Consider the following 15171-nt stretch of genomic DNA (forward strand, 5'->3'; position numbering starts at 1 on the left):
TCAACTCCCGGATATGTTTTCTTGGGCAGCCTCAACGGCAGCATTTGCAATTGTATTGACTTCGTTCAACTTGACGTAGGACCGCTGCGCCTGCTTTGGATCGGTGTCAGGATAGTCTGAGCGGGCATGACCACCACGGCTCTCGGTACGTTTCAAAGCTGCAGCTGCAATAATCCGGCTTGTTATCATCATGTTGCGGATCGACACCCTGTGACAGGAAGCCTCCGCTTTGCCAATGTCCACAAGCGCGCGCCGCAAACCCTCAGCATCCCGTTCAACCCCAACATTTCGTCTCATCGTTTCTCGCAGCACTGTGATTGCATCGCGTTCTTCACTGTTACGCTGGCTTGGAAGGCCCGGTTCGCTGTCCATTTCATTCCAATAAGCGCTGCGCGGTGTCGGCATTAGACCTTGAATGTCTTCGGCAATGCGCGCTGCGAAAACCACAGCTTCCAGCAGAGAGTTTGATGCCAGTCGGTTTGCGCCATGCGCACCTGTTGACGCCACTTCACCCGCTGCCCACAGACCATCCAGCGATGTACGTCCGTTGGCATCCGTCAATACACCGCCCATGTGATAATGCTCGGCAGGCGCAATGGGTATTGGCTGTGTGGCAGGATCAATGCCAGCATCTTTGCAAGCGGCAAATACAGTCGGATAGCGGTCTTCGAAAGAACTCCCTATCGCTTCACGGCAATCGAGGAAAGCGCCACGACCAGCTGTCACCTCGCGATGGATTGCTCTGGCAACAATGTCCCGTGGAGCCAACTCTAGCAGCTCATGGATCGGCTCCATGAAGCGCTCGCCAGCAGAGTTGATCAGAAGTGCGCCTTCACCGCGCAAGGCTTCGGTTGCCAGCGGTGCCGGGTCTTTGCCAACGTTCAGGGCAGTTGGATGGAACTGAACAAATTCAGCATCAGCAATCACGGCCCCGGCCCGCGCGGCCATCGCCACACCATGACCGTTCGCCTCACCTGGGTTGGTCGTCACCCCATACAGATGGCCAATGCCGCCAGAGGCAAGCACGACTGCATGGGCTGGAAAGGCCAGACGCTCAAGTCCGCCACGTTTACGAGCAAGAACGCCCGTCACATAGCGTCCCTCACCCATCAGGCTTTCGCCCATGAAACCTTCCAGAATTCGAATCGAAGGTGTTTTACGAACGGCTGCGATCAGCGAGTCCATAATGGCACGGCCAGCCATATCACCGCGCACACGCACGACCCGGTTCTCAGAATGAGCCGCCTCACGAGACAGCTGCAACTTGCCTTCAAGGTCTTGATCGAAGGGAACACCAAACGACAGAAGGTCACGGACGCGGTCCCCCGCCTCACGTGTCATCTGCTCGACGATCTTCTCTTCACAAAGGCCGACCCCGGCGACGAGTGTATCATCGCGATGCTTTTCGAAGGTGTCCTGCTCGGAGACCGCAGCAGCTATACCGCCCTGAGCCCAGGCAGACGAAGCTCCCTCACCAATCGGGGCATTGGAAATTACGGTAACCGGCCGTGGGCTGAGTTTCAGCGCACAGAACAGACCAGCCAGGCCGCCACCCAGAATGACGACGTCATCAACGTCTTTGCCCGCAAGTGCGGGGGCGAAGTCCTCAAAAGAGACGCCCATCGGAAATTTCCCAAGATGATCGGCCACAGAAAGCGACCGAGACAGGCACCCCGTCCAAATCGACGGGTGCTGAAGTAATGAAGAGAGCGGATCAGCTCTTTAAGTTAATCATCCGCTCGACCGCGACCTTGGCCTTTTCAGCGATAATCGGGTCAACAACAACTTCGTCGGTCATATCGACAAGACTGTCGAGGATTTTGCCTAGCGTGATCCGCTTCATGTGCGGACACAGATTACACGGACGAATGAAGTCAACGCCAGGGGTTTCGCTGGCAACATTATCGGCCATCGAACATTCGGTGATCATCATCACCTTTTCCGGCCTTTTGGTCTTCACCCAGTCAATCATATGCGCTGTGGATCCGGCGAAGTCAGCCTCTGCAACTACTTCAGGTGGACACTCCGGATGCGCAATGATCTTGATGCCCGGATCAATCTTGCGATAGTCCTGTAACTCTTTCGCAGTGAAGCGCTCGTGCACTTCACAAGCCCCGTCCCAGATCAGCACTTCAACGTCCGTCTTGTTGCCAACGTTGGCGGCAAGATATTTGTCCGGGATCAGGAATACCCGATTCACACCAAAGCTCTCGACCACCTGCAAGGCATTGGACGAGGTGCAACAGATATCGCACTCGGCTTTCACATCAGCAGACGTATTCACATAAGTGATGATCGGCACGCCCGGATTACGCTCGCGCAGGGCACGCACATCGGCTCCAGTAATGGATTCAGCCAACGAACAGCCAGCCTTCATATCCGGGATCAGGACAGTCTTGTCCGGGCTCAGGATCTTCGAGGTTTCAGCCATGAAGTGAACCCCACACTGTACGATCACCTCAGCATCCGTGCGCGTCGCTTCAATGGCCAGCTGCAAGCTGTCACCCACAATATCAGCAACGCCATGGAAAATATCCGGCGTCATGTAATTGTGGGCAAGGATCACCGCATTCCGCTGCCTTTTGAGAATGTTGATCGCATGGATCGTTGGCGCAAGCGCCGGCCACTCGATCGCAGGGATGATGTGCTTGACCTTCTCAAAAATCGGCGCAGTCGCCTCGGCGACTTCCCGTGTATAGGCAAGGTCCGGGCGCTCAACTTTGCCGAAGCGCTCTAGCGCAGTCGGGGCCATTGGCATTGCACCTTCAAAGGCAACAGAAGAACTGGCGATGGTCATGGAGACCTCCCTCAGGACATTATACTCAGAATGAGCATATCTATCGCAAAAGAAAACGGACTATAAGCCCTGCATAACTTCTTTTGCTCGTTACGAGTTTATATAGGGGATTTTCACGAGGAAATCTATCAATTTTATTGCCTCACGGCACATCTGATGATTTTACCATATTAATTCAACGCCTTACGGACTTTCAATAAACCTGAAAGCAAGACGGCTAATTTTCAATCCCGCTTATCAAGAATTTGACAGCGCTTCCTCACCAAGGCGCCATCCCATTCACAACACTGATTAATCGTTCAAAATAAATCATTTTCTGCGATTAAGAACCCGGTGTAAGTTCTCACAAAAATCAACTCTTGCTACATAGAGGGCCTTCAGTGCCAAGCATACAGACAACCACTGGGAAAACCGGACCCAACATCCCGCTTGCGATTGTCTGCGGCTGCATCGTGGCCCTGGTGTCTTTCGGGCCGCGCTCTGCCATGGGCCTGTTTTTTCAACCGATGACAGAAGCACGGGACTGGAGCCGGGAAATTTTCGCCCTAGCCATCGCCATCCAGAACCTTCTGTGGGGCATAGGACAACCGATCGCAGGCATGTCTGCAGATCGCTTTGGAACTTGGAAAACCTTTACCCTTGGCGCAGTGCTCTATTGCATTGGTCTCGTGCTAATGGCGCAGGCAGAAACCGCAGTTGCGCTCTATCTGTCTGCCGGTGTTCTGATCGGCCTGGGCATCGCTTTTTCATCGTTCTCCATGGTACTGGCTTCTTTCGGCCGCATCGTGACGACCGAGCAGCGCTCGCTGGCGTTTGGCATCGGCACAGCCTCAGGCTCGCTTGGTCAGTTTCTATTTGCTCCGCTCGGGAGCGAGTTGATTGAAGGCATTGGCTGGCAACAAACGCTGATCGTTTTCTCCGGCATTGTCATGATCATTCCAATGATGGCCATTGCTCTCAAAGGCAAGGCCTCACTTGAAGGCTCCAGCCAGGCAGTCGCCAACCAAACTCTTCGACAAGCAATGGCTGAAGCTTTTCAAACACGTGGGTTTATTCTTCTCACGATAGGATTTTTTGTCTGCGGCTTCCACGTCGCATTCATCACGGTCCACCTGCCGCCCTATATCGCAGATCTTGGGCTGGACCCTGCCTGGGGCGCGACTGCAATTGCCTTGATTGGGCTTTGCAACATCATCGGATCGCTGGCATCTGGTTATATCGGCGGGCGTTATTCAAAGCCGATTTTTCTGTCGATGATCTATCTCGCTCGGGCTGCCGTCATTTTCCTGTTTTTGATGCTGCCCATATCACCGCTCACCGTATTGCTGTTTTCCGGCGCTATGGGCCTATTGTGGCTCTCCACCGTACCACCGACATCAGGCCTCATCGCCGTCATGTTCGGACCGCGCTATATGGCAACCCTGTTCGGCTTTGTATTCCTGTCACACCAGATCGGATCGTTCCTTGGCATTTGGCTCGGCGGCAAGCTCTACGATGAAACGGGCTCCTATGACGCCATCTGGTGGGTCGCGATAGCGCTCGGCCTCTTTGCCGCTGTCATTCACTGGCCGATTGAAGAAAAGCCAGTACCAAGACTGGTAGCCACCGCCACTCAGTAACCTGACCAAGGCCCCTTGCCCAGAAAGCTTCTTGACTTCCATCTGCCTAGAAAACATATTCTGGGCAAGGGGTTCCCGCGATGTCCCCGTGAAGCGCAAGCTGAAAGATCGCGTCCTGAGATCCATACACAATGGAGGACGCTATGCCTGCGCCGAATCAAATCACGGTCTCCCAACTCAATCGCCTGATCGGCACACCAGATTGCCCGATCCTGGTCGATGTCTGCATTGATGAAGATTTTGAAGGCGACGCTTTTCTGATCCCCGGATCCTTTCGGCACCCTTTCAACGACATTGAAGGGCTCGCAGACAGACTGCGTGACAAGCGCGCCGTCATCATCTGCCAAAAAGGCAAAAAGCTCAGCCAAGGTGTTGTCGCCTACCTGCAGCATGAAGGCATTTCAGCCGAAGCCCTCGAGGGCGGAATGTTTGCCTGGCGCGATGCAGGTCTGCCGCGCATTCCACATGGCGCTTTGCCGCCTCGCGATGCAAAAGGCAGGACTATATGGGTCACACGGCTGCGGCCAAAGATCGACCGGATCGCTTGCCCCTGGCTGATCCGCCGTTTTGTCGATCCGTCCGCAGTGTTTCTGTATGTCACGGCGCAAGAGGTGGACGGCGTTGCCGAGCGCTTCAACGCGACGCCTTTCGACATTGACGGCGTGTTCTGGAGCCATCGCGGCGACCGCTGCACATTCGACACGATGATCGAGGAATTTAAACTCGAAACCGAAGCGCTTAACCGCTTTGCAGCGATCGTCCGCGGTGCAGATACCGACCGGCATGACATCTCCCCGCAATGTGCAGGCCTTATGGCTGCATCTCTCGGATTATCTCGCATGTACCGGGATGACCTTGCCCAGCTTGAAGCTGGGCTGCTTCTGTACGACGCGTTTTACCGCTGGTGCCGGGATGCAAGTGACGAAACGCACGACTGGCCGGGATCGCGAAGCGCAAAATGACATCACAAGAACCAATAACGAGCCCAACGTTGAAAGACGCCTCCAAAGCCTGGCTCCAGATTGGGCTCATGTCATTTGGCGGTCCCGCAGCGCAAATCGCTTTGATGCACAAAATCCTGGTCGATGAGCGCAAATGGCTGTCCGAAAAAACCTATCTCAATGCCCTGAGTTTCTGCATGCTGTTGCCTGGACCGGAGGCAATGCAGCTGGCCACATGGTCTGGCTGGCGCCTGCATGGGGTGCTCGGCGGGTTGATGGCAGGCTTCAGTTTCATCCTGCCGGGTGCAATTGTCGTGCTGCTGCTGGCCGGAATCTATGCCGAATTTGGAGCGACTGAGCTGGTTCAGGCGCTGTTCCTGGGCATCAAGGCAGCCGTTGTCATCATCGTCATCGAGGCCCTGCTGCGGATTTCAAAGCGGGCCTTGAAACGAAAAGCCTATTGGGCGCTGGCCGGACTGGCTTTTGCTGCGATCTTCTTCTTTGATGTCCCCTTCCCGGCGATCATAGCTGTGGCAGCCCTCTACGGCTATTTTATCAGCCAAAGGGAGCCAGCCGCGGTAAGTGCTCCGCCGCCCGCGATCTTGCGGCGAACGGCAATCACCGTCGCGGTCTGGCTTGCCATCTGGCTGTTGCCGCTGGCCCTCTTGTGGCTCGCGCTTGGACGAGACTCCCTGCTGGTGGAAGTCGGTGTTCTTTTTTCCAAGCTCGCCGTTGTCACGTTCGGCGGCGCTTATGCCGTGCTTGCTTATCTTGGCCAGGAAGTTGCGGTCAGCCGATCCTGGCTCTCGGCAAATGAAATGATCGACGCATTGGGGCTTGCCGAAACAACGCCGGGCCCGCTGATCCTTGTAACCGAATTTGTCGCCTATCTGGCGGGCAACAAGGCAGGCGGCATATGGCTAGGCATTGCGGCCGTCGGGGTTGGCCTCTGGACCACCTTCGCACCCTGCTTCTTGTGGGTTTTTGCCGGAGCGCCATTTATCGATAGACTGGATTCAGCCCCCAAACTACGAGGTGCGCTGGCAGCGATCACAGCTGCCGTTGTTGGCGTCATTCTCAATCTCGGGGTCTGGTTTGCGCTCCACACGTTGTTCGGATCCGTCAGTCTTCAGACCATGGGACCGCTGTCCCTGTGGACACCTGACCTTGGAACCTTCGACTGGCGTGCCGCCGTACTGACCCTGTTTGCCGGACTTCTTTTGCTAAGGTTTCATCTGGGGCTGGGCAAGGCGCTTGTCATCATGGCAGCCAGCGGCTGGGTAATCAGTCAGCTTTGACAGACATTACCACCCTGAAAGGTCGTGACACCTTTCAGGGAGCCATTCGCTTCTCCAATTCAGGCGGCTGTGCTCTTCCCGTCCAAATAAGACTTCAGGCTTCCGCCAAAATAGAGATCCCAACCCTTCACGCAGATGTCGAAGCAGTTGAGTTGCGGCGTCAGTCCGCGATGGGCCATAGTCACCCTTGACTGTCTCTTACCCATCGTTTCGAAATCAAAGACAAGGCACGTACCTTCCCATTCGACGCGCATCTCCGGTGTTACCGAAGGATGGATGTGATCGGCCTGGTAGCAGTAAAGCTCCAGATGCTCTGCGGGGCGATGAGACTTCACTTCGAATGACCATGTGGTCCCATCCGGCCAGCTTGCTGTCGCCTTGTCGCCATCCATAGCAAAGGGGCCACTCATCGTTGTCCACCACTCGGACATGGACAGGGTCACTGCATGAAAAGCTGTTTCTGCTGAAACGGGCACATCGATGGTCTGGCAATAATCTGTGCTCACGGCTTTACTCCTTCATCAGATTGATGGAACAAATAAAGCGGCGACAGCCTGATTATGAAAGAAGGCAGAAATTTCTGACTAAGTATCGTCGACGATACTATTGCCGGACTTCTGCCAGTTTTTAACCTGGATTTATTTATGAACAAGCATCCGGCCGGCCTTGCAGACCAGAAAGACCCATCGGCTCAGCATGAACTGCCTTGCCCCATGCCCGACATTGCGAAGCTGATCGGCGGCAAGTGGAAGCTTATCCTGCTGCAGGTCCTGATCTTCCAGGGCACAAAGCGCTTCAGCGAATTGCGTCGGCAGATCGAAGGTATCACCCAGACAATGCTGACCAGTCAGCTGCGGGCACTGGAGCGGGACGGACTGGTCGCCAGGAAAGTCTACCCGGAAGTTCCGCCTAAGGTGGAATACTCAGCCACCCAGCGCGCAAGGCAGCTTGAACCCATGTTCAAGGAAATGCACGCTTGGTGGCTGAAGAGCTAAATCTGGAAAATTTGGTCAACCCGCAATCTTGGAGAAATCCGCAACCACATGAGTGGCGTTGCGAATTTCCGACAGAAGACGCAGGCGGTTCATGCGAATGTCCGCATCAGCGTCATTCACCAGAATGTCATCGAAGAACCTGTCGACGGGAGCGCGCAGCTTCGACAAGGCTTCCATGGCCCCTGCAAAGTCTTCTGCCTTCACAGCCGTTTCCGCCTCAGCGCGGGCAGTGTCGATGGCGGATGCCAAATCGATCTCAGCCTGTTCCTTGAAGTGCTCAGACTGCGGACGGCCCGTCACAGCAGTCTTGTCCTTCTTCTCTTCCGCCTTCAGGATGTTGACCGCACGCTTGTAGCCAGCGGCCAGGTTCGCACCATCGTCAGAGGCAACGAACTTGCCCAGAGCTTCGACCCGGCGCACCACCATCAGCAGGTCATCTTGACCACCCAGCGCAAAAACGGCATCGATCAAATCGTGGCGCGCGCCCTCGCCCTTCAAGTGGACCTTCAGGCGGTCGGCGAAGAAGGACAGGAGATCCCCAACCAAAGCAGACGGATTCGCGACCTTTAAGCCGTTAAGCTTCAAGGCAGACAAGAATGCTTCCCCCAATTGAACACGTAACCCATTGTCCAGAACAATCCGAATGACACCAAGCGCGGAACGACGCAGGGCGAACGGATCTTTGGAGCCGGTCGGCTTTTCATCGATGGCCCAGAAGCCTGCCAGCATGTCCAGTTTGTCAGCAAGCGCCACGGCGATGGCGACCGGATCACTTGGCACGGTGTCGCTTGGTCCCTGCGGGCGGTAGTGATCCTCAATGGCGATAGCGACAGAGGCATCCTCGCCTTGCTTTTCAGCATAGGTCTTGCCCATCAGGCCCTGAAGTTCAGGGAACTCATAGACCATGGCGGACACCAGATCTGCCTTGGCGAGCGTCGCGGCCCGTTTTGCCTTTTCGACATCAGCTCCAACCAGTGGCGCAATTTCGGCTGACAGCACTTCAAGACGCTTAACGCGTTCACCTTGGGTTCCGAGCTTTTCGTGGAACACAATGCTGTCGAGCTTGGGCAGATTGTCGGCAAGTTTGGTCTTGAGATCTGTGTCCCAGAAGAACTTCGCGTCGGATAACCGCGCGCGGATAACCTTCTCGTTGCCCGCAACGATGATTTTGCCACCGTCTGTAGCTTCAATATTCGAGGTCAGCACGAACCGGTTGGCTAGCCGCCCGGTCTGCGGATTGCGCAGCACGAAACATTTCTGGTTCACACGAATGGTCAGCTGAATGCACTCATCCGGAATTTCCAGGAAGGCTTCATCAAAGGATCCAGTCAGAACCACCGGCCATTCCACAAGGCCAGCGACTTCTTCCAAAAGGCCCGGATCTTCAACCAGCTCAAGCCCAAGCGCGAGCGCACGATCCTTGGCATCATGCAGGATCATGTCCTTGCGGCGGTCAGCGTCCAGCACGACCTTGTGCTTTTCCAGCTTGGTCGCATAGTCGTCGAACCGGCGGACTTCAAACGCTTCATCCGCCAAAAACCGGTGACCGCGGGTCGTCTGGTCAGCCTTCAATCCGGCAACTTCGAACGATACGACGTCAGGCTCTTCGGTTTCAGGACCAAAGGTGGCGACGATGGATTGCAGCGGGCGGACCCAGCGCATGGAACCAGTGCCCCAACGCATGGATTTCGGCCAAGGAAACCCCTTGATCAGACCCGGCATGAAGTCCGCGATGATGTCGATGGCCTGACGGCCCGGCTTTTCGATCACAGCCACATAGAACTCACCCTTCTTGGGATCGCTCTGAATAGTCGCATCGTCGATGGAGGCAAGCCCTGCTCCGCGCAAGAAGCCTTCAACGGCTTTTTCAGGAGACCCGACCCGCGGACCCTTGCGTTCTTCGCGCGTTGCTGCTGATGCTGCTGGAACACCAGCCACATGCAAGGCAAGCCGGCGCGGCGTCGCGAAGGCCTTTGCGCCATCATAGGGCAGACCCGCATCAACCAAGGCATTGGTCACCAGGGTTTTCAGGTCTTCAGCGGCGCGGCGCTGCATGCGCGCGGGGATTTCCTCGCTGAAAAGCTCAAGCAGGAGATCAGGCATCGGGATCAAAAGCCTCTGGTACAGCGGGCAAGGCGCCCAAGGTTGGCAACGGGCAACGAGCCCGGCGAATTCAATTGCTCGTCGGTTAGCAACTCACGCCGGATTTGTCACCCCCTGTCGTCGTGTAGCTGTCCCTCACCTGGATGACTTCGAGTCCTAACCACCCAGGAAAAGCCAGATGATTGCTGCGTTCGTAAGATCGACGAAGAAGGCCGAGACCAACGGCAAAATCAGGAAGGCACGCGCAGCTGCACCATACTGCTTGGTCACAGCCGTCATATTCGCGATGGCTGTTGGCGTTGCCCCCAGTGCAAACCCCGCAAAGCCTGCCCCAAGCACTGCCGCCTCATAATCACGCCCCATGACCGGGAAGAGTACATAGATGATGAACAGACCGGCGCCAACAACCTGCGCCACCAGAATGATCAGCATTGGCCCGGCAAGACCCGCGATGGTCCACAACTGCAAGCTCATCAACGACATGGTCAAGAAGATGCCCAGGGCCAATTCTGAAATCACAGCGAGAGACCGTGACCGGGCTGGCCAAGTCATCTTCGTAAACACCAGCGGCAGGCTGTTTGATAGCAAGATACCGCAGAACAGGCAGACGACGAACAATGGTAGATCGAGACCAACGCCGACGCTCAGACTTTCCTTAAGGCCTGCGCCCATGCCAATGGCGATGTTCAACCAGAGCAGACTGCGCATCAGCTCGGTATGCGTAACGACGGCTGTAGACTGATCTTCGTGTTCAAGGCCAATGACGGGCGTTTCATCCTGTGCAAACTTGGAAGGCTTGCCACCACGGCGATTAATCAACACATCCGCAACAGGACCACCAAGCAGCGAGGCGGCAATAAGACCGAGTGTAGCCGTCGCAGCACCAATTTCCACGGCTCCAGAGACACCATATTCACCAGCAAGAGTTGGGCCCCATGCGATGGCCGTTCCATGGCCGCCAACCAGAGAGATAGTGCCCCCCAATAGACCGAAACCGACAGGCAAACCCATGGCAAGCGCAATGCCAGTGCCAATTCCGTTCTGCACGAACATATAACCCACGGTCAAGACAAGCAGGATCAGCAGCGGCTTGCCGCCCTTTGCCAAATCGGAGAACCGAGCATTGAGGCCTATGGCTGTAAAGAAATAGAGCAGCAAAAAGTCTCTGGCCTGCAGCGAAAAACCAATTTCAGAACCTGTAACCAGATAATAAATCAGCGCCAGAGTTGCGACCAATAATCCTCCTGAGACCGGCTCGGGGATATTATAGCGATTGAGAACTGGAACCGCCTTGTTCAGACGTACTCCAAGAAAATAGACGATGATCGCGATGTTGAAACTCGCAAATTCGCCGATAGTGACCAATCCTACATTCATTTGCCTCTGCGCCTCCCCATGCGCTGATGGCATCCCTTATAGAGCATTTTACCTGTTTAAATTGGCTGTGGCTTCCAAAAGGCATCGGTTACCAGCCCCCGCCGCCACCGCCGCCACCGCCGCCACCGGATGATCCACCGCCCGAAGATCCCGAACTCGAAGACTTCGGAGCGGGTAGTGAAGATTGAAACGATCCGGCCATCGATGTTGCCGTTGCCCCGATACTGGAGCTGATATCACTGGAATCGAAGTCGCGGCCGCTGTACCAGGTCGGACGATAATTACTGTCATTTTCCGACCGGGTAGCGCCGGATAGCCACGTCTGAAAACTCTCGGCCCATGGCTGTTCAACGCCAAGGGAGACGGCATAGGGAAGCAATTTTTCAAAATGCCAGTCGTCATCTCCGGCACTCCGGACATGTTCAAACGCTCTTTCTCGGCAACTGACAGGTAGAGTTTCAATCCCTCAATCTCGTCCATTTTGGAACGTCCCTCCGTTGTCGGAACGTCGATGTAAATTGTATAAACGATAAGCAGGATGACCATCACCAGGACAAACAGCGGCAGCAACGGAATTTGAGAACCGGCGTCAGTGATTAGCGCTGTCAGAAGATTGACAAGATACAAGCCACCAACGGTGAGGGCAGAAAATGACATCAAAGTCACGAAATCCTCGAAGGCCTCACCAACGACAGACTTGAACGGCTTTGCAACCAAATGTGCCAATCCGAAGGAAATGCCGGTTGAGAAAATGGACAGGAAACAGAAAAGAATTGACCGCTCAAACTCGTCATCGCTTAAATTACCGAAAAGGAACAAGGATGCGACGGCAATCACGCTCAACACAAACCCGGTAAAAAGATACCATCCGTTGGCAACGAAATAGACACCGCGATATTCGTCTGCAATAGCCGATCGGAACTTCTCGCCGAGCTTCTTGATCGCCTCTCCATTGTCTTTGTCCAGCGCCAACGGGCTGCCCCGACCGGTCAAGAATGCCTCAATGGCGGCCTCTCCCTTTGGTAAGGGTCCAGCAGTTGTGTGTTGAGCTAAATTGGGCTGAGTTCCATCGGCCAGACGCAGCACCATGACATCCTCTTCCTTTGCAAGGATCAGATACCCCTTCGCCGCAAGGCTCAAACAGGCAGCGGACAGAGAAGTCCACACAGAGCCGGCAAACCCACGATCCACGATATATGGCGAGCGCTGGAGACACGCTTTCAGGCGCCTTGAACCGTGGGAAAATGACGCCCTTTTGCGGGTCGCGACCAACCATCCACCACGTGGCTAGATAATAGACAAACAGCACTGCAAGCCCCAGGCTTCCGATCACCAGCACGCGCTGTCCCTGAAACCAGGCCAGAAGCTTTTCGTTCTCGCTCGTTTCAACGGCAAATCCTTTTGGAAATGCGACTACGACAGTGAGCCCTTCATGATGATCAAGCGGCTTGGACGTTACAAAAACAACTTCCCTACCATCGCCTTCAACAGTTGCGGAATAAGCATCCCCATAACTGCCAAACACCCCGGTGTACGCAACCCATTTTTCAGCCCCTGCGCCATCGGGCATCACCACGCGCGCGATAGCCTCATCAATCGGAAAGGCCCATTCATTACCCGTCACGTTCCAGTAGACTTCGTCATAAGCATCAAAAAAGCGGATCTGCCGGCCGATTTCATATTGGATCGTATAGGTGTAGTCACCCGGGTTCAGAAATACGTCGGCATCACCTATAAATATACGGACGCCTTGACCATTCAACTTTTCAACATAGGGAGCCGTTGCGCCGTCCTGAAGCACAGACAGAAGTTTGAACCCGACCTGATAGGACCAGCCTCCGGCATCCTTGGCGGTCAGGGGAATATCTCGGAAAATACCGTGTTCAATCTGATCGCCTTCAGCCCGGACAGTGATCGTTTCCGTCACGGTTAAAGTTCCACTCTTCGCCACTTCCACGTTGGAAACAAAGCGGTGAATTCTTTCGCCCGCATGAGCCTGGCCGACACATACGGCGAAAAAAATCGCGGTCAGCCGCGGCACCCAAAATTGTCGGAATGTCACGGCGATCTCCCCGCTCAGAACTGAACGTCCGGCACAGCTCTTTCGTCTTCGTCCGTAATTTCGAAATAATCCGCCTTCTCGAATCTGAACTGATTGGCGATCAGGTTTGAGGGGAAGCTCTCCACCGACACATTCAATCCACGAACCGCGCCATTGTAATAACGACGGGCCATCTGAATACTGTTTTCACTGGTTTCAATGGACTGATGCAGATCAGAGAAATTCTGGCTGGCTTTCAAATCCGGATAGGCCTCTGCGACTGCAAATACCCTCCCGAGCGCCTGGGACAACAAAACTTCGGCTTTCCCGCGCCCGCCCACGTCACCCCAAGGCAAAGCATTTATTTCAGCACGTAGCCGTGTCACCTCATCCAAGGTCTCTTGCTCGTGGGATGCATAGCCCTTGACGGTTTCAACCAAGTTGGGAATGAGATTTGATCGGCGCTTCAGCTGGACATCAATTCCGCTCCACCCCTCTTCGACCATTTGGCGTTTTGTCACCAGATTATTGTAGAGGATGATCGCAAAGACCAAGAGTACAAACAGAAAGCCCAGACCAAACCACGTAAGCATTTAAGAACTCCACTAAAGATGATGCGGAGGCTATCCGGACTCTTTCTGCTTGTCATCTAAAGCACCTGAACAGCACCGCTAAAAATGACAATCTGTAATCCAGAACACACTATGGCTTTCAGATAAAAATTTACTCAGTTATTCTGTAGCCTCTTTATTATACCCGACACCGCCAGCTTCCGTTTCCAGAAATGCTGCACCGCAAGCCTTCGCCAATTCACGAACACGCAGGATGTAGCTTTGACGCTCGGTGACCGAAATCACGCCACGGGCATCCAGCAGATTAAACGCATGGGATGCCTTGATGCACTGATCATAAGCGGGCAGTACGACTTGATGAACCATAGCTCCGGCTTCATCGCGTGCATTGGCTCCTGCTTCCAGAAGCGCCTTGCATTCGCCTTCGGCATCCTTGAAGTGGCGGAACAACATGTCTGTGTCTGCATGTTCAAAATTGTGCCTAGAATATTCCTGTTCGGCCTGTAGGAACACATCCCCATAGGTGACTTTGTCATCACCTTCCATACCGTTGTAGTTCAGGTCGTAGACGTTATCGACGCCTTGAACATACATGGCGATGCGTTCAAGACCGTAGGTCAGCTCGCCGGAGACAGGCGCGCACTCAAACCCTGCGACTTGCTGGAAGTAGGTGAACTGCGAGACTTCCATGCCGTCACACCAGCATTCCCAGCCAAGGCCCCAGGCCCCCAGCGTCGGGCTTTCCCAGTCATCCTCAACAAAGCGAATATCATGCAGTTTCGGATCGAGCCCGATGGCATAAAGCGAGTTGAGGTACAACTGCTGCAGATTGGATGGTGATGGCTTCAGGATCACCTGAAACTGATAGTAATGCTGCAGCCGGTTCGGATTTTCGCCATAGCGACCATCGGTCGGGCGGCGTGAAGGCTGTACGTAGGCAGCTTTCCACGGACGCGGCCCGAGCGAGCGCAATGTGGTCGCCGGATGAAACGTCCCGGCTCCGACTTCCATGTCATAAGGCTGAAGCACGACACACCCCTGATCAGCCCAATAACGCTGCAAGGTCAAGATCAGCCCCTGAAAGGAGTTTTCAGGGCGCATATGCGAAGGGACATCGCTCGACATGATGAGTTTTTCCGTCCGAATCGGTTGAATTTACATGGTGGAGACCAAGCCCCACCTTTGGTGGCGACAGGTGCCATGGAGAGGCGGCAAGGTCAAGGGTTGGGGATTGATCCAGTGATCCGGCCCAGACCTGAGAATAAGACATAAGCCGAGCAATGGCAGTTATGACAAAGTCGGCATCCAATGCAGAGGCACCGTATAGAACGAAGCCTTCTTCCAACAAGCTGCATCACTGCCAAGAAGACGGCACTCTTTGGCGCAGCAATCGCTATGCCTGTCCCCCTCAGCATCTGTTTGGATAGT

General features: G+C 54.8%; 13 protein-coding genes. 4 read left to right on the forward strand and 9 right to left on the reverse strand.

Annotated elements, in window-relative coordinates:
- Together V6575_RS05070 and nadA are read right to left on the reverse strand one after the other, a co-directional pair.
- The gene (locus V6575_RS05070; protein ID WP_340273028.1) at positions 1-1623 is read right to left on the reverse strand and encodes an L-aspartate oxidase; all 1623 of its coding nucleotides are present in this window, start codon (positions 1621-1623) and stop codon (positions 1-3) included.
- A gap of 91 nt (positions 1624-1714) precedes the next feature.
- Positions 1715-2758 carry a quinolinate synthase NadA gene (nadA, locus tag V6575_RS05075; RefSeq protein WP_422785530.1) on the reverse strand — a complete coding sequence of 348 codons (1044 nt, stop codon included), beginning with the start codon at positions 2756-2758 and terminating at the stop codon, positions 1715-1717.
- A gap of 419 nt (positions 2759-3177) precedes the next feature.
- Here nadA and V6575_RS05080 point away from each other — a divergent pair, with 419 nt between their 5' ends.
- The 3 genes from V6575_RS05080 (at position 3178) to chrA (ending at position 6655) form a co-directional block, all read left to right on the forward strand.
- The gene (locus tag V6575_RS05080) at positions 3178-4416 is read left to right on the forward strand and encodes an MFS transporter (protein WP_340273030.1); all 1239 of its coding nucleotides are present in this window, start codon (positions 3178-3180) and stop codon (positions 4414-4416) included.
- A gap of 143 nt (positions 4417-4559) precedes the next feature.
- Positions 4560-5378 (forward strand): chromate resistance protein ChrB domain-containing protein, encoded by an 819-nt coding sequence (locus tag V6575_RS05085; RefSeq protein ID WP_340273031.1) that lies wholly within the window; start codon positions 4560-4562, stop codon positions 5376-5378.
- Positions 5375-6655 (forward strand): chromate efflux transporter, encoded by a 1281-nt coding sequence (gene chrA, locus V6575_RS05090; protein ID WP_340273033.1) that lies wholly within the window; start codon positions 5375-5377, stop codon positions 6653-6655. Before V6575_RS05085 ends, chrA begins: the two co-directional genes overlap by 4 nt.
- 59 nt (positions 6656-6714) lie before the next feature.
- Here chrA and V6575_RS05095 read toward each other — a convergent pair whose 3' ends face one another.
- On the reverse strand, positions 6715-7161 hold the full coding sequence (locus V6575_RS05095) for a hypothetical protein (protein ID WP_340273034.1): 447 nt from the start codon (positions 7159-7161) through the stop codon (positions 6715-6717).
- Positions 7162-7368: 207 nt separating this feature from the next.
- On the opposite strand from V6575_RS05095, the gene V6575_RS05100 reads away from it, so the two are divergent.
- Complete coding sequence (locus V6575_RS05100; protein WP_479692196.1) at positions 7369-7650, forward strand: winged helix-turn-helix transcriptional regulator; 282 nt, start codon at positions 7369-7371, stop codon at positions 7648-7650.
- A gap of 15 nt (positions 7651-7665) precedes the next feature.
- On the opposite strand, the gene glyS is transcribed toward V6575_RS05100, so the two are convergent.
- From glyS to V6575_RS05130, 6 genes are all read right to left on the reverse strand, one after another.
- Positions 7666-9753, reverse strand: a complete 2088-nt coding sequence (glyS, locus tag V6575_RS05105) for a glycine--tRNA ligase subunit beta (protein WP_340273036.1) — start codon at positions 9751-9753, stop codon at positions 7666-7668.
- A gap of 156 nt (positions 9754-9909) precedes the next feature.
- Positions 9910-11130: a sodium/glutamate symporter gene (gene gltS / locus V6575_RS05110; RefSeq protein ID WP_340273037.1), complete on the reverse strand. Its 1221-nt coding sequence runs from the start codon at positions 11128-11130 to the stop codon at positions 9910-9912.
- Positions 11131-11178: 48 nt separating this feature from the next.
- A complete protein-coding gene (locus tag V6575_RS05115) occupies positions 11179-12246 on the reverse strand; it encodes a DUF2207 family protein (protein WP_340273352.1) in 1068 nt (355 codons plus the stop codon).
- A complete protein-coding gene (locus V6575_RS05120) occupies positions 12131-13192 on the reverse strand; it encodes a DUF2207 domain-containing protein (RefSeq protein ID WP_340273039.1) in 1062 nt (353 codons plus the stop codon). The genes V6575_RS05115 and V6575_RS05120 overlap by 116 nt, the downstream gene beginning before the upstream one ends.
- Before the next feature lie 14 nt (positions 13193-13206).
- Positions 13207-13764, reverse strand: coding sequence for a LemA family protein (locus V6575_RS05125; RefSeq protein WP_340273040.1), 558 nt, complete (start codon positions 13762-13764; stop codon positions 13207-13209).
- Between the two features lie 138 nt (positions 13765-13902).
- Positions 13903-14868, reverse strand: a complete 966-nt coding sequence (locus V6575_RS05130) for a glycine--tRNA ligase subunit alpha (RefSeq protein ID WP_340273041.1) — start codon at positions 14866-14868, stop codon at positions 13903-13905.
- Positions 14869-15171: the final 303 nt, after the last annotated feature.

This window comes from Roseibium algae (assembly GCF_037783265.1).
In the GTDB taxonomy this organism is placed as follows: domain Bacteria; phylum Pseudomonadota; class Alphaproteobacteria; order Rhizobiales; family Stappiaceae; genus Roseibium; species Roseibium algae.

What these genes read in the sequence shown, in the direction of transcription:
- V6575_RS05125 (WP_340273040.1), bottom strand. Translation starts at nt 13,764, where the DNA reads ATGCTTACGTGGTTTGGTCTGGGCTTTCTGTTTGTACTCTTGGTCTTT.
- glyS (WP_340273036.1), bottom strand. Translation starts at nt 9,753, where the DNA reads ATGCCTGATCTCCTGCTTGAGCTTTTCAGCGAGGAAATCCCCGCGCGC.
- V6575_RS05130 (WP_340273041.1), bottom strand. Translation starts at nt 14,868, where the DNA reads ATGTCGAGCGATGTCCCTTCGCATATGCGCCCTGAAAACTCCTTTCAG.
- V6575_RS05070 (WP_340273028.1), bottom strand. Translation starts at nt 1,623, where the DNA reads ATGGGCGTCTCTTTTGAGGACTTCGCCCCCGCACTTGCGGGCAAAGAC.
- gltS (WP_340273037.1), bottom strand. Translation starts at nt 11,130, where the DNA reads ATGAATGTAGGATTGGTCACTATCGGCGAATTTGCGAGTTTCAACATC.
- V6575_RS05100 (WP_479692196.1), top strand. Translation starts at nt 7,369, where the DNA reads ATGCCCGACATTGCGAAGCTGATCGGCGGCAAGTGGAAGCTTATCCTG.
- nadA (WP_422785530.1), bottom strand. Translation starts at nt 2,758, where the DNA reads ATGCCAATGGCCCCGACTGCGCTAGAGCGCTTCGGCAAAGTTGAGCGC.
- V6575_RS05085 (WP_340273031.1), top strand. Translation starts at nt 4,560, where the DNA reads ATGCCTGCGCCGAATCAAATCACGGTCTCCCAACTCAATCGCCTGATC.
- chrA (WP_340273033.1), top strand. Translation starts at nt 5,375, where the DNA reads ATGACATCACAAGAACCAATAACGAGCCCAACGTTGAAAGACGCCTCC.